Origin of the sequence: Serratia sp. MMO-28 (assembly GCF_037199905.1) — a bacterium.
Classification (GTDB): domain Bacteria; phylum Pseudomonadota; class Gammaproteobacteria; order Enterobacterales; family Enterobacteriaceae; genus Chania; species Chania oryzae.
In genome coordinates this window covers 167,662-189,355 of sequence record NZ_JBBCVB010000007.1, presented here as the reverse complement: position 1 = coordinate 189,355, position 21,694 = coordinate 167,662, and the positions used below count along the sequence as shown (strand labels likewise).

The 21,694-nt window shown below is 55.8% G+C and carries 18 protein-coding genes and 1 pseudogene; 9 read left to right on the top strand and 10 right to left on the bottom strand.

Annotated elements, in window-relative coordinates:
* Positions 1-48: 48 nt before the first annotated feature.
* Together WG891_RS08630 and WG891_RS08625 are read right to left on the bottom strand one after the other, a co-directional pair.
* A complete protein-coding gene (locus tag WG891_RS08630; protein ID WP_337262129.1) occupies positions 49-507 on the bottom strand; it encodes a (2Fe-2S)-binding protein in 459 nt (152 codons plus the stop codon).
* 79 nt (positions 508-586) lie between these two features.
* Positions 587-3,802: a molybdopterin cofactor-binding domain-containing protein gene (locus WG891_RS08625; protein WP_337262128.1), complete on the bottom strand. Its 3,216-nt coding sequence runs from the start codon at positions 3,800-3,802 to the stop codon at positions 587-589.
* Positions 3,803-4,237: 435 nt separating this feature from the next.
* On the opposite strand from WG891_RS08625, the gene WG891_RS08620 reads away from it, so the two are divergent.
* From WG891_RS08620 to WG891_RS08610, 3 genes and pseudogenes are all read left to right on the top strand, one after another.
* Complete coding sequence (locus WG891_RS08620) at positions 4,238-5,050, top strand: MetQ/NlpA family lipoprotein (RefSeq protein WP_337262127.1); 813 nt, start codon at positions 4,238-4,240, stop codon at positions 5,048-5,050.
* Positions 5,051-5,184: 134 nt separating this feature from the next.
* Positions 5,185-5,439 (top strand): annotated as a pseudogene (locus WG891_RS08615) (MerR family transcriptional regulator); the annotation flags it as partial.
* Between the two features lie 159 nt (positions 5,440-5,598).
* On the top strand, positions 5,599-6,165 hold the full coding sequence (locus tag WG891_RS08610; RefSeq protein WP_337262126.1) for a GNAT family N-acetyltransferase: 567 nt from the start codon (positions 5,599-5,601) through the stop codon (positions 6,163-6,165).
* Positions 6,166-6,204: 39 nt separating this feature from the next.
* Here WG891_RS08610 and pbpG read toward each other — a convergent pair whose 3' ends face one another.
* From pbpG to WG891_RS08585, 5 genes are all read right to left on the bottom strand, one after another.
* Positions 6,205-7,134, bottom strand: coding sequence for a D-alanyl-D-alanine endopeptidase (gene pbpG / locus WG891_RS08605; protein WP_337262125.1), 930 nt, complete (start codon positions 7,132-7,134; stop codon positions 6,205-6,207).
* Positions 7,135-7,294: 160 nt separating this feature from the next.
* Positions 7,295-8,398 (bottom strand): adenosylhomocysteinase, encoded by a 1,104-nt coding sequence (locus WG891_RS08600; RefSeq protein ID WP_076940991.1) that lies wholly within the window; start codon positions 8,396-8,398, stop codon positions 7,295-7,297.
* A gap of 311 nt (positions 8,399-8,709) precedes the next feature.
* Positions 8,710-9,393, bottom strand: a complete 684-nt coding sequence (locus WG891_RS08595) for an outer membrane protein (protein ID WP_337262124.1) — start codon at positions 9,391-9,393, stop codon at positions 8,710-8,712.
* Between the two features lie 146 nt (positions 9,394-9,539).
* Positions 9,540-10,160 carry a response regulator transcription factor gene (locus WG891_RS08590; RefSeq protein ID WP_337262123.1) on the bottom strand — a complete coding sequence of 207 codons (621 nt, stop codon included), beginning with the start codon at positions 10,158-10,160 and terminating at the stop codon, positions 9,540-9,542.
* Positions 10,160-11,473 carry a sensor histidine kinase gene (locus WG891_RS08585; protein WP_337262122.1) on the bottom strand — a complete coding sequence of 438 codons (1,314 nt, stop codon included), beginning with the start codon at positions 11,471-11,473 and terminating at the stop codon, positions 10,160-10,162. The genes WG891_RS08590 and WG891_RS08585 overlap by 1 nt, the downstream gene beginning before the upstream one ends.
* 117 nt (positions 11,474-11,590) lie before the next feature.
* On the opposite strand from WG891_RS08585, the gene WG891_RS08580 reads away from it, so the two are divergent.
* Entirely contained in the window at positions 11,591-12,154 is a 564-nt protein-coding gene (locus tag WG891_RS08580) for a DedA family protein (RefSeq protein WP_337262121.1), read from the top strand.
* A gap of 1 nt (position 12,155) precedes the next feature.
* On the opposite strand, the gene WG891_RS08575 is transcribed toward WG891_RS08580, so the two are convergent.
* The 3 genes from WG891_RS08575 to rhlE all read right to left on the bottom strand — a co-directional run bounded on the left by WG891_RS08575 (position 12,156) and on the right by rhlE (position 15,620).
* Positions 12,156-12,779: a LysE family translocator gene (locus tag WG891_RS08575; protein ID WP_337262153.1), complete on the bottom strand. Its 624-nt coding sequence runs from the start codon at positions 12,777-12,779 to the stop codon at positions 12,156-12,158.
* Between the two features lie 372 nt (positions 12,780-13,151).
* Positions 13,152-14,087 carry a tRNA dihydrouridine(16) synthase DusC gene (gene dusC, locus WG891_RS08570; RefSeq protein WP_337262120.1) on the bottom strand — a complete coding sequence of 312 codons (936 nt, stop codon included), beginning with the start codon at positions 14,085-14,087 and terminating at the stop codon, positions 13,152-13,154.
* A gap of 177 nt (positions 14,088-14,264) precedes the next feature.
* Positions 14,265-15,620 (bottom strand): ATP-dependent RNA helicase RhlE, encoded by a 1,356-nt coding sequence (rhlE, locus tag WG891_RS08565; RefSeq protein ID WP_337262119.1) that lies wholly within the window; start codon positions 15,618-15,620, stop codon positions 14,265-14,267.
* 325 nt (positions 15,621-15,945) lie between these two features.
* Between rhlE and cecR the strand changes: the two genes are divergently transcribed.
* From cecR to WG891_RS08540, 5 genes are read left to right on the top strand one after another with little or no spacing between them, the layout of a single operon-like run.
* Positions 15,946-16,644 carry a transcriptional regulator CecR gene (gene cecR, locus WG891_RS08560; protein WP_337262118.1) on the top strand — a complete coding sequence of 233 codons (699 nt, stop codon included), beginning with the start codon at positions 15,946-15,948 and terminating at the stop codon, positions 16,642-16,644.
* Between the two features lie 38 nt (positions 16,645-16,682).
* A complete protein-coding gene (gene hlyD, locus WG891_RS08555; protein WP_337262117.1) occupies positions 16,683-17,666 on the top strand; it encodes a secretion protein HlyD in 984 nt (327 codons plus the stop codon).
* 9 nt (positions 17,667-17,675) lie between these two features.
* Positions 17,676-19,412: an ATP-binding cassette domain-containing protein gene (locus tag WG891_RS08550; RefSeq protein WP_337262116.1), complete on the top strand. Its 1,737-nt coding sequence runs from the start codon at positions 17,676-17,678 to the stop codon at positions 19,410-19,412.
* Positions 19,409-20,545, top strand: coding sequence for an ABC transporter permease (locus WG891_RS08545; protein ID WP_076940971.1), 1,137 nt, complete (start codon positions 19,409-19,411; stop codon positions 20,543-20,545). Before WG891_RS08550 ends, WG891_RS08545 begins: the two co-directional genes overlap by 4 nt.
* 9 nt (positions 20,546-20,554) lie before the next feature.
* Positions 20,555-21,661 carry an ABC transporter permease gene (locus WG891_RS08540; protein WP_076940970.1) on the top strand — a complete coding sequence of 369 codons (1,107 nt, stop codon included), beginning with the start codon at positions 20,555-20,557 and terminating at the stop codon, positions 21,659-21,661.
* Positions 21,662-21,694 lie beyond the last annotated feature (33 nt).

The window sequence follows — 21,694 nt, the reverse complement described above, 5'->3', positions numbered from 1 at the left end:
GCGACCGGGGCTCCCCGGCCGCCGTTTAGCTGGGCCGGGAAACGTTCATTACGATTCCAACGCATGGTGAACAGAGTCAATAATCGGCTGATAGCCAGTGCAGCGGCAGATATTCCCCTCCAGCGCATCCTTGAGCTGTTCATCACTCGGCTGAGGATGTTTACTCAGCAATGCGGTGGTGCTCACCAGCACACCGGGGGTACAAAACCCGCACTGCACACCGCCTTTTTCAACGAACGCCGTCTGCAGCTTTTGCGTCAACGGATTATCGTTCAGCCCCTCCAGGGTGGTGATCTCCGCCTCATCGCACTGCCCGGCCAACACCAGACAGGAACAGACCACATTGCCGTCCATAATCACCGTACAGGCCCCACATTCACCAATCGAACATCCCTCTTTGGTGGCAGTCAGATGCAGAGTATCGCGCACCAGATCCAACAGACGCATATTCCCTGTCACCTTGGCTTCCACCAGTTTGCCATTCACCTTCACTTTGATTGTGCTCATTATTTTTCCCATTATGCAGAACGCTACCTCGCCCTGTGATTGCCCACTCGGTTAAATGCCACGAGCGGGCACGCCAGTCTCACTTCCGACACACCTGCTGCGCCTGCGCCATCATGTCGCGGAACATACTGATAAACACCGGCTGCTTATAAGCCGCTGACCAACGTTTACCAATGGCGGCATAAATCAGCTTATCCAGCACCTCGCAGGCGCTGGCAATGGTGTCGCTCGTCAGCTTCTGGCCCTGCAAGCAGCGCTCTACGTCCAGCATACGCTGCGGCTTGCTGAACAGTGCACCATCCACCAGCCGACAGTAGCTCACAGCACCTTCGGCATCAAACTCCAGCAGCGCGGTCAGGCTCTGACGCGTAATATTCAGCGCGTTACGCCGCCCAAGCTGATGATAAAAGCCTTGCGCATTCGGCCTGGCCAGCGGTGGTAATATCACCTTGGTCAGCAATTCGTCCGGCTGACGCTGAGTTTTATATCCAGAGAGCAAAAATTCACCGAGCGACAGCGTGCGCACGCCGGTGCGGGAGCGCAACTCCACGCGCGCATCGTAGATAATGGCGGGCGGGATCGAGTCACCGCAAGGAGCGGCATTGACGATATTGCCGCCGATCGTTGCGCGGTTACGAATCTGGTACGAACCCACAGTCCGGCACGCCTGCACCAACAGCGGGAAGCGCTCACGCAGCAGAGGATGTTCGGTAATACGGTTGAAGGTCACCGCCGCACCGAGAGCGATTTCGTGGGTGTTGGGATCTTCGCTTATCTGAGTCAATTCCTTCAGACGAGAAATATCCACCAGCTTCATTGGCCGGGTCTGCAATCTCCCCTGCACGATAACGTCCGTACCACCAGCAATGGCCGTGACGCCATCATTTGCCAATAGCGCCAGCGCCTCCTCAAGGCTCTGCGGACGCATCACCGTCACGTCAGTCAGGCGCAATACCTGTTTTTTGTTTTCCGCCTCAAGCATCATTTCACTCTGGCGGGCCGGTTTTTTCAGGTTATAGCCGAGAATCACCTGCTCCAGCGTCAGCGGCAAGGTGTTGAAGCGCGTGCCCAGCGCGAAGCTGACCGCGTTATTAATTGCCGCTGCCGCCAGTTCCGTTGCGGGTTCACCGATCCCTTTCGCCCCGAGCGGCCCGGCCATATCCGGGTTCTCGACGCCAATCACCGTAATCGGCGGAATATCTTTGATGGTGGGCAGCAGATAGCTGTCGAAGTTTTCCGACTTCACCTGGCCATTTTCAATATTAAAGTCCTCCAGCAGCGCATAGCCGAACCCCTGCGCGACCCCGCCGCAAACCTGCCCGGCAAAACCGACGGGATTGAGGACATGCCCAACGTCATGCGCGGCGGTCACATGCAACAAATCGGTCTTACCGGTACTGGTATTGACCCGCACTTCGGCTATCTGGCAACCGTAAACCCAGGTGAAATAAGGGCTGCCGCACCCTTTTTCTTCATCCCAGTGGATAGGCGGCGGCACAAACCAACCATATTCAGTCAGGCTGACACTGGCCCATTTGGTGCTGTTGACCGCCGTTTTAAAATCGATGCGCTGACGTTGATCCTGCTTGTTGATGATATAGCCCCCCTGCCAGAGGGTATTGGCAAGATCCTGCGTGCCGATGCCATCGCCGACCACGCTGAGAATGCGCTGCTTGATCTTATCCGCCGCATCAAGAATAGCCCCGCCGCCAACCAAGGTCCCGCGGGTAGCTGCCGTGGAGCCGCCGTCGCCAATCACCGAGGTCGGCGGTTCACTGAAGTGGATATCCGTCAGTGCAATGCCAAAGGCCTGTGCTGCAATCAGCGACATGGTGGTTTGCAGGCCTTGGCCGTTTTCCGATACCGACGTCGAGATATTCACGCTACCGTCTTCATTGACCTGAATCAGCGCCGTCGAAGTATCAACGCCTTCCGCACCGATAGAACAACCGCGATAGCTTAACGCCAGGCCAATGCCGTAGCGGTTCACACCACCCTGCTGGTTCAACGCGTGGTAATGCTGTCGCTTAGCCATAAACTCCGCCGAGGTTGTCGCCTTTTTCAGCACTTCCACGGCCGAGACGGTATGTTTATCAAATACTTGCCCCGTCACCGAAGTATCCCCCTGACGCAGGGCGTTCTTTTCGCGCAGCGCTACCGGTGACATCTGCAGATAGTCAGCGATCTCATCCATAAAAGACTCGTTGGCGAACACCACCTGTGGAGAGCCGAAGCCACGCATCGCCGAGGTATAGCTGTTGTTGGTGTAGACCCCTGTCACCTCGATATGCACATTAGGAATGCGGTAGGGCCCCGCCGCCTGCACCGAGGAGCGCCAGGTGACGAACGGCGTCGACGCCGCATAGCCGCCACTATCGGCCAGGATATCGATCTTCATCGCCAGAATATGGCCTTCGTCATCGAAGCCGGCTTTGTACTTCATTTTGTAGGGATGACGTTTGCAGCTTTCGATGATCGATTGCTCGCGGTTATAGGCAAACTTTACCGGCTGCCCGGTCAGGCGCGTCAACAGCGCCGAACGGCATGCCAGATGGTCGATGATGTCGTCTTTACCACCGAACGATCCCCCCATTACCGCGCGTTTGACGTTAATTTGGCTCTGCGGGCACCCCATAAACTTCGCTACAAAGCTGCGCACACGATGCGGGTTCTGGATCGAACCGGAAATAATCAGGCTGCCATCGGTGGGATCCAGCCAGGTGAGGACCACTTCCGGCTCAATGTAGGCATGTTCCTGAAAACCGACTTCATATTCGCGCTCCAGCACGTGGCGGGCCTGAGCGAATCCCTGCTTAACATCACCTTTGAGGGTGTGATGATAGGCCGCAATGTTGTCGCTCCGCTCTGGGTGAATCAGGCGCGCTCCCGGAGCCAAGGCCTGCTCAACGTCGGTGATCGGCGCATAGGGCGTGTAACGCACACGGATTTTATCGGCAGCTTCGCAGGCCGCCGCATAGCTGGTCGCCGCTACCACGGCAATCACATCGCCGTGAAACACCACTTCGTCTTTAATGATCGGCAGGTAGTCTTTAACGATGATCCCGACAACCGGCGTACCGGGGATATCCTGGTAGGTGGCGATCTTAACGACCCCCTCGACCGACAGTGCATCACTGAGATCAAGCTCTTCTACTTTACCGGCGGGAATATCCGCATAGCGGCAAACGCCAAATAGCATTCCTGGCAACACGATATCATCACCGTAAACAGCAGTTCCCTTAACTTTCGCCATGCCATCTACGCGTCCTGGCAGCGCTGAACGTAACGCACACATACTATTCCCCTATTGTCATCCGTTGATGGCAAACCCGGTTTAGCCAATGCAAACGATTGCAATCGACCCAGGGCAACGCCTTCTCACCGTTAACAGATCCAATATTTATGCCAAGAATAAGATGTCTGATTTTTACGCTCTATTTTTGCTACCTCTGCCACACGGTGCTTTAATTGACTGAGAAAAAACCCCCTAATAACTTCCCACGCCTCCTTGGCTGCCTGTTAAATTTCTCAAATTGATAAGGCGCATCTTCTCATAATAATAATCTCCACTTTCCGCAGGCTGGCGTTTACGCCAAAAGCGAGGCAAGCCAACGCACATGCAACTTGAAGTATGAAGGGTATACTGAGTAATCGTTTGACTTCACTCTAAAGCCGCGGTTATCTATCAGCATAAAACCACTGATTTTATTGTTTTTTCAGGGAGAACTTGATGACAACAACCTGGCGTTGCGCCCCCTTGGCCGCTGCCTTATCGGCCATGCTGCTGCTATCGGGCTGTGAGCAAAAAACCGATCCAAATCATATTAAAGTCGGCGTGATTAACGGTGCCGAGCAGGATGTGGCCGAAGTTGCCAAACGGGTAGCCAAAGAGAAATTTGGCCTGGAGGTAGAACTGGTCGGTTTCAGCGGCTCGCTGCTGCCTAACGATGCCACCGATAAAGGCGAACTGGATGCCAACGTGTTCCAGCATCGGCCGTTTTTGGCCCAGCAGAATCACGATCACGGCTACAAGCTGGTCGCCGTCGGCAATACCTTTGTGTTCCCGATGGCGGGCTACTCGAAGAAAATCACCTCGCTGACAGAGCTGCAGGACGGGGCGGTGATTGCCATCCCCAACGATCCCACCAACCTCGGCCGCGCGCTGCTGCTGTTGAAAAAGGTTGGGCTGATCGATCTTAAAGAGGGCAAAGGTTTGCTGCCAACCTCATTGGATATCAGCGCCAACCCGCATAATTACCAGATCATGGAGTTGGAAGGCGCGCAGCTTCCCCATGTGCTGGACGATCCTAAAGTCGCCGTTGCGGTCATCAGCACTACCTACATCAACCAAACCGGCCTGACGCCAACCAAAGATGGCATTTTTATTGAAGATAAAGAGTCGCCATACACCAATATCGTGGTGGCCCGCGCCGACAACAAAGATGCGCAGAACGTGCAGAACTTCGTAAAGGCCTACGAGTCCGATGAGGTAGCCAAAGCGGCAGAAAAAATCTTCAACGGCGGTGCCATAAAAGGTTGGTAACCGCACGCTTAGCCTGTTGCAGGCTCCTTGCGTGAGCCTGCACCTTCCCCAAGCCATCACTCCTGTTTCCTCTTGACCCTGACGCCACGTCAGGCTTTATATTCTTATGACCTGAAGCTGCAGGAGATAACCCAATGTTATTAAAAGTGGGCGAACTGGCGCGCCGTTCGGGAATGACCTTCAGAACGCTGCATTACTACGACAGTATTGGTTTGTTGATCCCCTCGGCACGTTCCGACGCCGGATATCGTTTGTATAACCGCGCGGATATTACCCGCCTGCACCATATTCAGGCGTTGCGCCGCATGGGAGTCACGCTGGCAGAAATCGCAGCACTCCTGGCCCGTTCCGAGCTGTCTCTACCGGCGGTGATTGCACAACTGATGTCTCGCGCTGGCAGATAACCGCCATCACACCCCCTTTGAGTGCGCGGCCAGGCACTCAGAGGGTATTTGCTTCTAACGCTCTACAGGTACGTATTACCGAAATGAATGTATCCCTCGTTCAACGTATAATGTGTGGATTCGTCATCACTGACAAGGATCGCTATGTCACTTGTAACCCCACCGGCCGCGCTGGTTATCGCTGATGCCAGCATTGAGGATATGGCTGCCATTCAACAGATTTACGCCCATCACGTGCTGCATGGAGTGGCTTCGTTCGAAGAAACCCCGCCTTCGCGGGATGAAATGCAGGAGCGTCGCAACAAAGTACTGGCGGCTGGGTTACCGTGGCTGGTGGCCAGACTGGACGGACACGTGGTGGGATACTGCTACGCCACGCCATATCGGCCGCGCCCGGCTTACCGCTATACGGTTGAAGATTCGGTCTATATCGCCGAAGGCCTGCAAGGACACGGCATCGGTAAGGCCCTGCTCAGCTCGTTGATTGCCCGCTGTGAGCAGGGCCCATGGCGGCAGATGCTGGCAGTCATTGGTAATGCGCAAAGCAACGCAGGCTCGCTGGCGCTGCACAGTAAACTGGGGTTCAGCAGCGTCGGCACCCTAAGTGGCGTTGGCTTTAAATTTGGTGGCTGGTTGGATACTCACATCATGCAACGCACGTTGGGTGAAGGGAGCCACACGCTTCCGGTTACTGACGTTCAGCCTGAGTAGAAAATCACCTGCCGCAGCCCGGCAGGTGATGCCGATGGCTTATTCCGTGTCGTTTTTTGCCAAACGCCCGTCTTTCTGGCGGCGATAGTCGCGCGCCGCCGCCGGGATCGGCGTTACCTTACCGGTTTCGATCCAGGTACGCAGGCGCGAAGCATCCGCAAAGTGGGTATATTTGCCAAAAGCGTCCAACACCACGAGCGACACCGAGCGGTTGCCGATCACGGTGCGCATCGCCAGGCAATGCCCGGCCTGGTTGGTAAAGCCGGTTTTGGTCAGTTGGATATTCCACTTCTGGTTATAGACCAGGTGATTGGTATTGCGGAACGGCAAGGTGTAGTTAGGATCTTTGAACGTCGCCATACGTTCAGTCGTGGTGCTCAACTGGCCGATCAGCGGATATTGTTTAGTGGCAATCAGCAACTTGGTCAGATCGCGGGCGGTGGACACATTGTGAATCGACAACCCGGTTGGCTCGACGTAATGGGTATGAGTCATGCCCAGAGATTTAGCCTTGGCGTTCATCGCCTTGATAAAGGCATTGTAACCCCCAGGATAGTGATGTGCCAAGCTGGCGGCGGCGCGGTTTTCTGACGACATCAACGCCAGCAGCAGCATTTCCTTGCGGCTGATTTCACTGTTCAGGCGCACGCGTGAATACACTCCTTTCATCTCCGGCGTATGGCTGATATCCACGGCCAGCACTTCATCCAGCGGCAAATGCGCATCCAGCGTTACCATCGCAGTCATCAGCTTGGTGATCGAGGCGATCGGCACGACTTCATCCGGGTTACGTGCATAGAGCACCTTGTGGCTCTGCATATCCACCACCATCGCACTGCCGGAAGCCAGCTCAGGCTGGGTCGCGTGCGCGGCAACCTTTTTCTCACTGGCTAGCGCCCGCGGCACCAGGCCAATGCCCGCTTGCAAAGCGAGCAGGGTTAGAACCAAAACACGGATTTTCACATGCATTACTCTTCACGGAGAAAGGGGAAACCTAATGCGTTGAATTATAAGTGAGGGATATGAATTTAGCACAGTGATTGTTAACAGCTATTTGTGACAAATTCTGTCGAAGCGAAAATTGGGCAAACCGCGAGCGCACGGGGCTGTGCGCTCGGCTTAACAAAAGTTACAGTGCCGGTTGCCAGGCCGACTGCGGTAACAGATACACCCCGGCGGGCTGCTGTGCGCCTACACCGACAATATGGCCGATCCCCGCCGCCATTACCGCCAGGGTGACATCAAAGGCATTCAGGCTGTCACCATAGCCCGCCGTCAGGTTAAACATTGAGCCGTTCGCCAGCAGATACAGCGTTTTTCCGGCCAATTGATAGGCATTAACAAACGGCAGCGGTTCGCTGCACGGCAAGGTTTGCAGGAAACCCACATCAATCTCTTCCGCCACATGGCCCACGTTGAGGATAAATACCCCCTCTTTCGCCTGTTGCAGATGCGCGGCAGACAGCACGTTCTTCGCCCCGGTTGCTGTGGCAATCACGTCGGCCTGTGCCATTGCCGCAGCCAGATCGACAACCGCCCAGCCGTCGTAACGCGCCTGTAAAGCCCGCGCCGGATCGATTTCTGCCACGATCACCTGCCCACCATAGGCCTTGGCGGCGGCAGCTACGCCCTGGCCCACCAGACCATAACCGATCACCAGCACGCATTTTTCATGCAGTGTTAAATGGGTAGTCTGGAAGAACGTGTGCCAAGCGGTGAGCCCCACCATATGGCGGTTATGCAGCCCTTCTTTCACCGGCAGGTCATCCCAGTTGAAAATCGGGTAGCGCGGCGCAATGCCGCCCAGGCGGTTGATGCCTGAACCGGTGGCTTCCAACCCGGCCTTAATCTGCGGGCCGCTGGCTGACTGGTGCAGACGCGTGGTGAGATCGGCCCCCATCTCGCAAAGATGTGTCGGGTTCCAGTCCAGCGCGCGATCAAAAGACGCAGACCAGTCGGCCTCGCTCATATCACGCCAGGCATAGGCTTCGGCACCGTGGCGCTCCAGCCAGGCCACCACGTCATCCTGAACCGTTGTCGGGTTACAGGTGGTGAGATAAATCGCCGCCCCTTTCCCCAATAACCCCGCCACCAGCGGTGCCATTTTCAAATCCAAGTGCATATTGCAGGCCAGACGCACACCGTGCAGATCCGGCAATGCCGCAACCGCCGCACGGGTGCGCGGCATATGGCGCATCGCCCAGTTCAACTCACCGTCAAAATCCTGATACATTTGTTGCTCCTCCGCTACACCACAGGATAGCTAAGGGAAATGTGCTAATCTGTCGCGAACCTAGCACTCTCCCATCACTGAGATTTATACCCAAAGGGATTTCCATCGTTATCTTACAACAGAGGCATATCCATTACCTTTCAAGTTGCGGATCGCCGACAAATGGAATGACGTGGATTGAAATAAAGAGCCTATGGTGGCGTTTACAAAGAAGGGGATAATTTCCCGCTTATCCAATCTGGCAAGCGGGAAATTATCATAGACACAGGATAATAACAGACACAGCAGTAATAAATGAAACTCAGCAAAGATTAGAACAGATAACGCGCACCCAGCACCACTTCGCTGGAAACCAGACGGGCTTTCATTTGCTCGTCCTTCAGCCCTCTGACGTTGTTGAAGTTGTTGTAACCACTTTCAACATTGCCCATATCAACGTAACGGTAACCCAGATCGAAGCTCAGGCGCTCAATAGGGGCATAGCTGATCCCGGCCCCCAGAGAGTAGGCCAGATTGGTTTGGCTGTTTGAACCATATTGACGTGAGGTATTACCCTGCCAGCCATCAGATTCAACTTTAGCGATACCCAGGCCAAGGGTGCCATAAATCGAGAAGTCATAACCCAGCGCATAATCACGGTAAGCATTGAGCATTAAACGTTGCACATCCACTTTATGGTGATTAAAGCTGCTGGCAAAGATGGTTGACCCGCTGGTGTATTCGCTCTTCTTCTTGAAAACGTATTCACCTTCGGTGCGCCAGCCATTACCAAACTGATAACCTGCGGCAATAGCCCCATTAAAGAAATTTTCTCTTTCATTGCCGCTGACAAAACTCCCAACGCCTGGACGGCTACTGGTATCCATATTTTTTGCCGATTGCTCAACGTGCAATAACTTCAGTGAGCCGTAATAGCCTTGCAAAGCATCATCAGCAAAAGACTGGCCAGAAATAGCCGCTAAAGAAATAACCAGCACAAGAGGTTTAATATTCATGCGTTCCTCGCTCTAAATAAATTAATAATGATGTAAAGCATCGCAATCTGGCTTATTTCACATCATCGCAACAGATTCCGTTAAAATAGCCAGCCCAGCGCGAGGAAACAATTCGGTTGATTACTTAATCTTGTAGGTGTTTTTACCTAGTTCATATTTTTAGTCAGCAGCCCACCGTAAATGGTAATTAATTTAACCAGAGAGTTAACGTCCAGTTTGGCAAACAGATTGGCGCGATGCGCTTCAACGGTGCGCGGTGACAGGGTTAAATCATGGGCAATTTCTTTGCTGGATTTACCCTCCATAATCAGCAGAGTGATTTCGTATTCACGTGCAGAGAGCGTGCTGAGCTTGTCTGTCAATTCGGCATTTTCTGCGCGTTGTTTCTGCAGCAAATACTGATGCTCCAATGCTGCGCTGACGGTTTCGATCAGCAAATCTGCATCAATAGGCTTGGTCAGGAACTCAAAAGCGCCATTTTTGAACGCGCGTCGGCACAGATCAATATTACCGTGGCCGGTCATAATGATGACCGGGATTGCCAGCCCCTGCCGCTGCCACTCTTCCAGCAGCAGCAGCCCGCTTTTACCCGGCATACGGATATCCAGCAGCAAACAACCCGATATGGCCTGCGGCTCCTGCATCTGTTGCTGGAAATCCAGCACGCTTTCATAGGCCCGCGTTTGCCAACCCATGGTAGCCAATAATGAGCTGAGCGAACAGCGGATGGCCTGATCGTCATCAATCAGATAGATAAACGGCTCCATCACTCCTCCTGAGCGTTAAAGGGGAACCACAGGGTGAAACAGGCCCCCTGCCCGGCAATATTTTCTACTTTAATACTGCCGCCAAGGCGGTGGATCAAGGTTTCAGCCAGCGCCATACCCAAGCCTAGGCCGTCTGGGCGAGTGGTGAAAAAGGGCATAAACACCTGTTGCAACGCCTGTTCAGAGAGCCCAGGCCCACCGTCTTTGAGCTGCAACGTAATGCCTTGCTCGGAGGCCACGGCGCTGATGGCCACCCAGGACGCCGCCTGATGTTGCTGCGCCTGAATGGCATTGGTCAGAATATTATGAAAAATCTGCTCAATCCACAGCGGTTCAGCCCGCAGTGGGGGCAAGGTTGCTGGCAAGCGGTTGATCACATTAACCCTCCCGCTTTGGATCTCATTTTCCAGCAGCATGGTGACACGCGACCAGATCTCACCCAGATTTACCGCTTGAAACGCCACCCGATCATGAGTCAGCTTTTGCCGGAACTGCAGCAGCAGTGCGCTGATACGCTTTATCTGGATCACGGCAGCATCCAGCAGTGGCGGCACCTGGTGTGCCTGTTGTTGATTAAGCAGGCGCAGCGCGGCCTGGTTATAGCTCAGAATCGCCGTTAACGGCTGGTTCAGTTCATGAACAATGCCGGTGGTGATTTCGCCCATCGCATTAAGCCGGGTCAATTCCGAGAAATGTTCACGCAGAACGGCAATGTTGCGCTGGCGTTTTTGCACACGATACTGGCTGACAAAATAGATAATCCCCGCCCAACCGAGTGACGCTAGCAACATCAGCAGCCACGGTAAGCGCGCCCAATCAGGATCGCGACTGGCAGAGAGTTCAAAAGGCTGCAAAGCGCTGGCGACCTCTTTATCCCACTGCCAATAGGCAGGTTGCCAGCGCCCGCCGAGTTCGATCAGCTCAGCATTCTGCCAACTAAGACGAATATGCCGAAAATAGTGGCTCTGCGGCAGTTCGGCCAGCAGCAGGTTAAGATCGATCAGCAACGCAAAATGCTGATCATTGAGCCAATAAGTGCCCTTACCGGCGGGCAACAGGGTATGGGGTGCCGCCGCAGACGGTAACGGTTTCCAGGCAAGGATCTGGGGGAATTTCTCTTGAATGACTGAAGGATCGCTGGTTACGGACAGCAATGAAAGAATCGTTTCATGCTGCGCGAGTTTGACCGTGATATCGCGATGTAAAATACGAAAATCGATGGATTGCTCTTCATATTGCTGCTGCAAAGCATAAATAATCAGCCCACTGCCAGAGAGCAAAGATAACAGCAACCAGATACCGACCTTGAGCATAATAATTCCATGTTATCCTGGGATAACTTTATAACGAGTAAAAGATTTTATATATTGAGGCCAAACGGGCAACACACGCTTAATATCAGCAGCTGATCGCAATCGATAAGGGAAAATATGACGGATCTGGCCCATTATATCACGCAATATGGCTATTGGGCGCTGTTAATCGGTTGCCTGCTGGAAGGGGAAACCATTACCCTGCTGGGTGGCATTGCGGCACACAACGGATTTCTGCGCTTACCACTGGTGATCGCGGTGGTGGCACTTGGCGGCACGTTGGGCGATCAGTTGCTCTATTTTGCCGGGCGCTATTTTGGTGGCCGGGTCATTGCACGCATCAAGAATCAGCAGCAGCGCATTGAGCGCGCGCAACGGCTGATTGCCCGCCACCCGATGCTGTTCGTGATTGGCGTGCGTTTTATGTATGGTTTCCGCATTATCGGCCCGGTGCTGATCGGCGCCAGCAAATTGCCCCCTTCGCTGTTTATCCCGCTGAATATCCTTGGCGCAATCCTCTGGGCAACGCTCTTTGTGCTGCTGGGCTATTTTGGCGGCCAGGCTATCGGCAGTTTCGTCAGCGGTTATGATAAAAAGCTCTACAGCCTGCTGTTTTGTGCGCTGGTGATCGCCGCCATCCTGTTGCTGCGCTATTGGTGGCGGCGCAAACGTAAAGCCTAAGCTATTTATTGAACATCAGTTTCAGGCCCAGCAACGCCAGAACGCTGCCGCCCAAGCGATCAAACCAGGCTTTGAAACGCAGATACACCCGGCGCGGGCGTGGCGATGACAGCACAAATGCCACAAAGGCATACCACAGCAAGTCGACCGCGAGGGCAATCAGCGGCAGCACGATATACAGCACTGGTTCAATTGTATGGCTGAGCAGCGCGGCAAATACGCTGCCGAACACGATAGCGGTGTTCGGATTGCCCAACTGGGTCAGCAACCCGGTGGTAAATGCCCGGCGAAAACCCAATTGCTGCCCCCCGGTGGCTTCTACCCTCAATGGCTGGCTGGCAGCGCGCAGCATCCTGAATGCCAGATAAATCAGATAAGCGCCCCCCAGCATTTTCAGCGTAGTGTACAGCCAGGGTAGCGCCAGCAGCAGAGACTGCAGGCCGAGCAGGGCAATCAGCGCGAAGACAAAACACCCTGTCCCCATGCCTAATGCCACTGCAATGCCGTCACGACGCGACGAGGCCACAGCGGTGCGCGCCACCAGAATAAAACTTTGCCCTGGGCTCATCGCCCCCAGCGTAATCGCGCCGGTAATGCTCAATACTGACAACATCGTTTCGCTCATCATGTCCCTGTTCTCCACGAAATCCTGGGTTTAAATCTGCGCGTAGGTAACTACAAAAGCAACGGGAAATATCACTAGGCTAGGCAGTGCCCTTCAATTGATCATGATGCCGTCGCTGTGCCAAAGACCTATCAGGTAGGCCTGTGTTCAAACCCGACAACGCAACGGGCAGGCTTTGGGGCGCGCTACACCAAAGGCTTATGGAAGAGGCCTACCGCTTGCTGCAACAGCGCCATCTTACCCTCAGCGATATCAGTGAATTACTCGGCTTTTCATCTCAGGTGCCTTCAGCCGTTTCTTTCGCAACAAGATGAACGTTTCGCCACTGCGCTACCACAACGGGTTCGCGGTGTATGAGAAAGGGTAACTCGTTCAGATCGCCCGGTTAATCACCCGCGCGATATCACCTGAGGTTTTCAGCACGCGGGCTTCAGTAAACAGCGCGCTGGCCTCCTGATACTCTTTGCGCAGATAGCCCAGCCACTGTTTGATGCGCGCCACGTGATACAAACCGGTATCGCCCTGCTTTTCCAGATGGACATATTTTTGCAGCAACTGCACCACCTGCGGCCAAGGCATGCGCGGCTCATTGTATTTCACCATCCGGCTCAGGTTAGGCAGGTTCAGCGCGCCACGCCCCAGCATCACCGCGTCACAGCCGGTCACCTGCATACAGTCCTGCGCGCTCTGGTAATCCCAGATTTCACCGTTGGCGATCACCGGAATGGATAGACGCTGGCGGATCTCACCTATTGCGGGCCAGTTGATGCGATCGGCCTGATAACCGTCCATTTTGGTGCGGCCATGCACCGCCAGCTCGCTGGCCCCTGCCTGCTGTACCGCGTCGGCGATTTCAAAACTGCGGCTGCTCGAATCCCAGCCCAGCCGCACTTTAACCGAAACCGGTAAGTGGGCCGGTACTGCAGAGCGCATCGCTTTAGCCCCCTGATAGATCAGCTCAGGATCTTTCAGCAAGGTCGCTCCACCGCCGCTGCCGTTAACGTGCTTGGAAGGGCAACCACAGTTCAGATCGACGCCGTAAGATCCCAGCTCCACCGCGCGGGCAGCGTTTTCCGCCAGCCATTGTGGGTATTGGCCAAGCAGTTGTACGCGAACCAGCGTACCTGAAGGGGTACGGCTGGCATGTTCAAGCTCGGGGCATAAACGATAGAAGGATTTAGCGGGCAGCAGTTGATCGACCACGCGCAAAAATTCGGTGATGCAGAGATCGTAATCGTTCACCTCGGTGAGCAATTCCCGCACCAGAGAGTCGAGAACCCCCTCCATCGGAGCTAAAAATACGCGCATGACTACCCCAGCTAAAAAAGACGCGCCATGATACGGGCGAAAGGCAGCATCAGACAAGCCTCCTGCCAAGTTGGGCGTCCAGAATTGCACACTTCAATGTCATCTGTAGCGCGTGAAAAAAAGCGAAAAAAAACCGCCAATCGATGGCGGTTCATTATAGATCAACGGGTTGGCGAATCACTCGCCCGGTTTGCGGCTACGCGGACGGCGCGCAGGTGCCCCGGAACGCGGTTTGCCATCGCCCTGCGGGCGGGCGCTGCCACCAGCACGATTTTCACGCTGGCCGCCGCCATTACCGCTGCGTTGCCCGGCACGCTGACCACCGCCGTTGCCATGCGGCGCACCACGGCCACCGCCCTGGCGCCCGTTGATGATCGGCTCCGCTTTAATCGACGGATCCGGCTCATAACCTGGCAGGGCAATACGCGGGATTTCACGCTTCAGCAGGCGCTCGATATCGCGCAGCAGTTTGTGTTCGTCCACGCACACCAGCGAAATCGCTTCACCGGTGCATTCGGCACGGCCGGTGCGGCCAATGCGGTGCACGTAATCTTCCGGTACGTTGGGCAACTCGTAGTTCACCACGTGTGGCAACTGATCGATATCCAGACCGCGCGCGGCGATATCGGTGGCCACCAGCACACGGATTTTGCCGTCTTTAAAGTCGGCCAGCGCACGGGTGCGCGCGCCTTGGCTTTTGTTGCCATGGATCGCCGCCGCGGTGATGCCGTCTTTATTCAGTTGCTCGGCCAGATGGTTGGCACCATGCTTAGTGCGGTTAAAGACCAGCACCTGCTTCCAATCCCCTTCGCCAATCATCTGGGACAGCAGCTCACGCTTGCGCTTCTTATCCACAAAATGAACGCTCTGTTCGATCTGCTCGGAAGCGGTGTTGCGACGCGCAACTTCCACCGATGCTGGGTTGTGCAGCAGCTTGTTGGCCAGCCCCTTGATCTCGTCAGAGAAAGTGGCGGAGAACAGCAGGTTCTGGCGCTTCGGCGGCAGCTTGGACAGCACGCGGCGGATATCATGGATAAAGCCCATATCCAGCATGCGGTCTGCTTCATCCAGCACCAGAATTTCAATTTTGGACAGATCAACCGCGTTCTGATGCTCCAGATCCAGCAGACGCCCCGGTGTTGCCACCAGAATATCGACGCCGCCGCGCAGCTTCATCATCTGCGGGTTGATGCTGACGCCGCCAAACACTACCAGCGAACGCAGGCGCAGGTGTTTGCTGTAGGCATCCACGTTTTCGCCAATCTGTGCAGCCAACTCGCGGGTTGGCGTCAGGATCAGCGCCCGCACCGGGCGACGGCCTTTGGTCGGATGATCATGCTTGCTCAGCAACTGCAACAACGGCAGGGTAAAACCAGCGGTTTTACCGGTACCGGTCTGGGCGCTGGCCATCAGGTCACGACCTGCCAATACCACAGGGATTGCCTGACGTTGAATTGGCGTAGGTTCGCGATAGCCCTGTTCTTCAACAGCGCGCAGAATTTCGGCACTTAAGCCGAGGTTTTCAAATGACATAGTAGAGAAAAACTCCAGATCCCCCCTAACCTAACAATGTTCGGTGCAGTTTCCTGGGAGGATGATCAGACGGGGCATAAGGCGGCGCTCGCGTTTTTTGTTAGCGGCACAACCTCGGCATACCACGAGGGATTGGCACAAACTGCAGTGCACCAAGCTGAGGATTGTAACAGAAGTCGAACAAAAAAAAGCAATTTTGCGTGATAAGAGCAGATTATCGCCTAAAAAAGACCAGCCCCCAACAATAGTCCTAAGATTTTGTTTACATTCCGTACCATCGGGCCTAAAGTTAATCAATCATATGATTAACTTTAGCGAGTCAGTCATGTCAGCAGCGGAAAATCAGCTTATACCCAGCCGGGCACGCGGTGAGCAAGCGCGCCAGCAACTGCTCGCGGCCGCCATTGAAGTGTTTGGCGAATACGGCATTCAAGGGGCGACTACCCGGGAAATCGCCCAGCGCGCCGGGCAGAATATCGCCGCCATCACCTACTATTTCAATTCGAAAGAAGGCCTGTATCTGGCGGTGGCACAGTGGATCGCCGACTTTATTCAGCAGGCGTTCCATTCGCCAAGCCAGGAAGTCGAACATTTCTGGCTGCTGCCTGCATCACAACGCACGCCGGAACAGTATCTGTACCACCTCAAGCGTGGTTTGCTGGATTTCAGTGCGCTGATGACCCAGCCGCAGACGCTCAACCTGAGCAAAATCATGTCGCGCGAACAGCTTTCCCCTACCGACGCCTATCCGCTGATCCACCAGCAGGTGATTGCCCCCTTGCACCAGATGCTGTGCCGCCTATTGGCGGGCTATACCGGCCTTGATGCGCAATCGACCAAGATTGTGCTGCACACCCATGCGCTGATTGGCGAGGTGTTATCGTTCCGCGTCGCGCGTGAAACCGTGCGCCGTCAGGCGGGCTGGCAGCAGATCGGCAGCGATGAGGCCGCGCAGATCGGCGCCGTGCTGGCTGAACATATCGAGATTCTGGTTTGTGGGCTGCGCCAGCGTTACGGCGCATAAATCCCCCTTCTTTCACACTGCAACCGACAGGAAGCATTATGAACAAGAAAAGAATTGGCATTATCGGCATCGTTATCCTGTTAATTGCCGCCGTCTACGGCTTTTGGCATTACCAGCAGCAACAGGAAAAACCACTGACGCTGTACGGTAACGTCGATATCCGCACGGTGAACCTGGGCTTTCGCGTTGACGGGCGTCTGGCATCGCTGGCGGTCGACGAAGGGGACAGCGTGCAGCCAGGGCAATTGCTCGGCAAGCTGGATGATGCCCCATACCTTAACGCGCTGCAGCAGGCACAGGCCAACGTCGCCAGCGCGGCCGCCAAGCTGGCGCTGTTGCAGGCCGGTTATCGTGACGAAGAGATCGCCCAGGTGCGCTCAGAAGTGGCGCAGCGCCTCTCGGCCTTCAACTATGCCGATAGCTTCTTCCAACGGCAGCAGGGTTTGTGGGCGAAAAAGGCCACCTCAGCCGACGCACTGGAAGACGCCCGCACCGCGCGCAATCAGGCGCAGGCCAACCTGCAGGCGGCGAAAGATAAACTGGCGCAATACCTGAGCGGTAACCGCCCGCAGGAGATCGCCGAAGCCAAGGCCAACCTGGCGCAGGCCGAAGCGGTCTTGGCGCAGGCACAGTTGAATCTGCAAGACACCACGCTGACCTCCCCTTCTGCCGCTACCGTGCTGACGCGAGCGGTTGAGCCAGGCACCATGCTCGGCGCAGGCAGCACGGTGTTTACCCTGTCGCTGACCCAGCCGGTATGGGTACGCGCCTATATCAATGAGGCCAGCCTGGGTAAAGCGGTTCCGGGAACGGAACTGCGTATTTATACCGACAGCCGCCCTGGTAAGCCCTTCCACGGCAAGATTGGCTTTGTCTCCCCAACCGCCGAATTTACGCCAAAAAGCGTCGAAACCCCGGATTTGCGCACCGATCTGGTTTATCGCCTGCGGGTGATTGTCACCGACGCCGACGACGCGTTACGCCAAGGTATGCCGGTCACCCTGCGCTTCACACAACCCTGAGGAAAGGTGATGGAACAGGCACATACCATTGAACTGGTGGCGTTGGAAAAGCGCTTCCCGTCACTCGCCAAACCGGCGGTTGCCAGCCTGACCACCACTTTGCGCAGCGGCGCGGTCACCGGGCTGGTCGGCCCCGACGGCGCGGGCAAAACCACCCTGTTACGCATGCTGGCCGGGTTGCTGAAGCCCAGCAGCGGCCAACTGCGCGTCGCCGGGCTGGATCCGATCGCAGAAGACCGGCAACTGCACGCCATTCTCGGCTATATGCCGCAAAAATTCGGCCTGTATGAAGACCTGACGGTGATGGAAAACCTGACGCTGTACGCCGATCTGCGCGGCGTCATCGGCGATCTGCGCAAGCAGACCTTCGAGCGGTTGCTGGCCTTTACCGATCTGACGCGCTTCAACGAGCGCCTGGCGGGCAAACTTTCCGGCGGCATGAAGCAGAAACTCGGGTTGGCCTGTACGCTGCTTGGCCAACCGCAGGTGTTATTGCTGGACGAGCCCGGCGTCGGCGTCGACCCCATCTCGCGCCGCGAACTGTGGCGCATGGTGCATGAACTGGCCAACGACGGCATGCTGATCCTGTGGAGTACTTCGTATCTGGACGAAGCGGAACAGTGCCGCGAAGTCTTGCTGATGAACGAGGGCGAATTACTGTTTAGCGGCGCGCCGCAGGAGCTCACCCAACGCATGGCCGGGCGCACCGTGCTGATTAGCGCACCGGCAGGCAGCCACCGGGCGCTGCTGCAACGGGCGATCTGCCTGCCAACCGTCAGCGATGGCGTGATCCAGGGGAAATACCTGCGGCTGATCCTAAAACCCGGCGAAGATCACCGCCAGGTCTTGCACGATCTGGATCTGCCCACGGCTGAACTCACCGAGGCGGAGCCGCGCTTTGAAGATGCCTTTATCGACTTGCTCGGCGGCGGCCCCAACAGCGCCTCGGTGCTGGCGGAGATTATGCCCAACGTGGAAGGCGATGGCACGGAAACGGTGATTGAAGCACAGGGGTTAACCAAAAAATTCGGCCACTTCGCCGCCACCGATCATGTGGATTTCAAGGTGCAACGCGGGGAAATCTTTGGCCTGCTCGGGCCTAACGGGGCCGGTAAGTCCACCACCTTCAAAATGATGTGTGGCCTGCTGGTGCCGAGCAGCGGCAAGGCGCTGGTGCTGGGGATGGATCTGAAAACCAGCTCCGGCAAAGCGCGCCAGCACCTGGGTTATATGGCACAGAAGTTCTCGCTGTACGGCAACCTGACGGTGGCGCAGAACCTGAAGTTTTTCTCCGGCGTGTATGGCCTCAGCGGCAAGGTGCAGCGCGACAAAATCCATGAGATGTCTACCGCCTTCAACTTCGGCCCGATCCTCAACCAGACGCCGGACTCACTGCCGCTCGGTTTTAAACAGCGGCTGGCGCTGGCCTGCGCGCTGATGCATGAGCCGGATATTCTGTTCCTTGATGAACCCACCTCAGGGGTGGATCCCCTCACCCGCCGCGAGTTCTGGTTGCACATCAACGGCATGGTGGATAAAGGCGTCACGGTGATGGTCACCACCCACTTTATGGACGAAGCGGAGTACTGCGATCGTATCGGGCTGGTGTACCGTGGCAAAATTATCGCCGCCGGTACGCCGGACGATCTCAAACAGCAGATCGCCAGTGCTGACAACCCCAATCCTTCAATGGAACAGGCGTTTATCGAGCTGGTGCAGGGTTACGATCGGGAGGAAACCTCATGAGCGATAACAGCGGCTTTTCCTGGCGGCGCCTGCGTGCGTTGTGTTTGAAAGAAACGCGGCAAATCCTGCGTGACCCAAGCAGTGGCCTGATCGCCTTCGTCATCCCGCTGATGCTGCTGTTTATTTTCGGCTACGGCATCAATCTGGACTCCAGCAAACTGCGTTTGGGGATCCTGCTGGAGCAGCACAGCGAAGACGCGCGCGATCTGGCCAACGCCTTTGCCGGTTCGCCCTATATTCAACCGACCATTAGCGATAACCGCCAGCAGTTGATGCAAATGATGCAGGCGGGCAGCATTCGTGGGCTGGTGGTGATCCCGAGCGATTTCGCCGAGCATATGGCACGGCCGTCCGATCGCGCTCCGTTGCAGGTGATTACCGACGGCAGCGAACCCAATACCGCCAACTTTGTGCAGGGCTATACCCAAGGGGTTTGGCAGATCTGGCAGCAGCAGCGCGCCAGCGATGGCGGGCGGGAAGATAAACCGCTGATCGAGATCCAGATGCGCTACTGGTTTAACCCGGCGGCGATCAGCCAGCACTTTATTATCCCAGGGGCGATCACCATCATCATGACGGTGATCGGCGCGATTCTGACCTCACTGGTGATCGCCCGTGAATGGGAGCGCGGCACCATGGAGGCACTGCTGTCCACGCAGGTGACGCGCAGCGAACTGCTGCTCTCCAAGCTGGTGCCTTACTACTTCCTCGGCATGATCGCTATGGTGTTGTGCATGGTGGTTTCGGTGTTTGTGCTCGGCGTGCCCTACCGGGGTTCGTTGCTGATCCTGTTTGTGATCAGCAGCCTGTTCCTGGCCAGCACCCTCGGTATGGGGCTGCTGATTTCCACCCTCACCCGTAACCAGTTCAACGCGGCGATGGTGGCGCTGAACGCCGCTTTCCTGCCTTCGATTATGCTTTCCGGCTTTATTTTCCAGATCGACAGCATGCCCGCGATCGTGCGCGCGGTGACCTATATCATCCCGGCTCGCTACTTTGTCAGCACGCTGCAAACGCTGTTTCTGGCGGGCAATATCGGCAGCGTTCTGCTGGTTAACCTGCTGTTTCTGATCGCTTCTGCGGTAGTGTTTATCGGCCTGACCGCCTGGAAAACCCCACGTCGGCTGGATTGAGGAGAGAATATGTTTCACCGCCTCTGGACTCTGATCGTCAAAGAAATGCAATCGCTGCTGCGCGATCCGCAAACCCGCGCCATTCTGGTGATGCCGGTGATCCTGCAGGTGCTGCTGTTCCCGTTCGCCGCCACGCTGGAAGTGACCAATGCCACCATTGCGGTGTACAGCGAGGACAGCGGTCAGGCATCGATCGAGCTGACCCAGCGCTTTGCCAAAGCTAAAGCGTTTTCACACGTCCTGCTGCTGCGCAGCCCGCAGGAGATCAAACCCACCATCGATAACCAGAAAGCGCTGCTGCTGATCCGCTTCCCGGCCAACTTCTCGCGCGATATCGCCAGCGGCAATACGGCGGCGTTGCAGCTGATCCTGGATGGGCGCAACTCCAACAGCGCGCAGATCGCCGCCAACTATGTGCAGCAGATTGTGCAGGATTATCAGAACGAGCTGATCGGCGGGCGCGCCAAACCTAATAACAGCGAACTGGTGGTGCGCAACTGGTATAACCCGAATCTGGATTACAAGTGGTTCGTGGTGCCTTCGTTGATTGCGATGATCACCACCATCGGCGTGATGATTGTCACTTCGCTTTCAGTGGCGCGTGAACGTGAGCAAGGGACGCTGGAGCAGTTGCTGGTGTCACCACTGACCACCTGGCAGATCTTTATCGGCAAAGCGGTACCCGCGCTGATCGTCGCCACTTTCCAGGCATCGATCGTGCTGTTTATCGGCATCTTTGCCTATCAGATCCCGTTTGCCGGTTCGCTGCTGCTGTTCTACGCCACCATGCTGATTTACGGGCTTTCGCTGGTCGGATTCGGGCTGCTCATTTCGTCACTGTGCGCCACGCAACAGCAGGCATTTATCGGCGTGTTCGTGTTTATGATGCCGGCGATCCTGCTTTCCGGCTATGTTTCGCCGGTAGAGAATATGCCGGTGTGGTTGCAGCATCTCACCTGGGCTAACCCTATCCGCCATTTCACCGATATCACCAAACAAATCTACCTCAAGGACGCCAGCTTCAGCATTATCTGGCACAGTCTGTGGCCACTGCTGGCGATCACCGCCACTACCGGCAGCGCGGCGTATGCGATGTTCAGAAGGAAGATTGCTTAACCAAGAAAAAAGGGTATTCAGCGAGCTGTCACC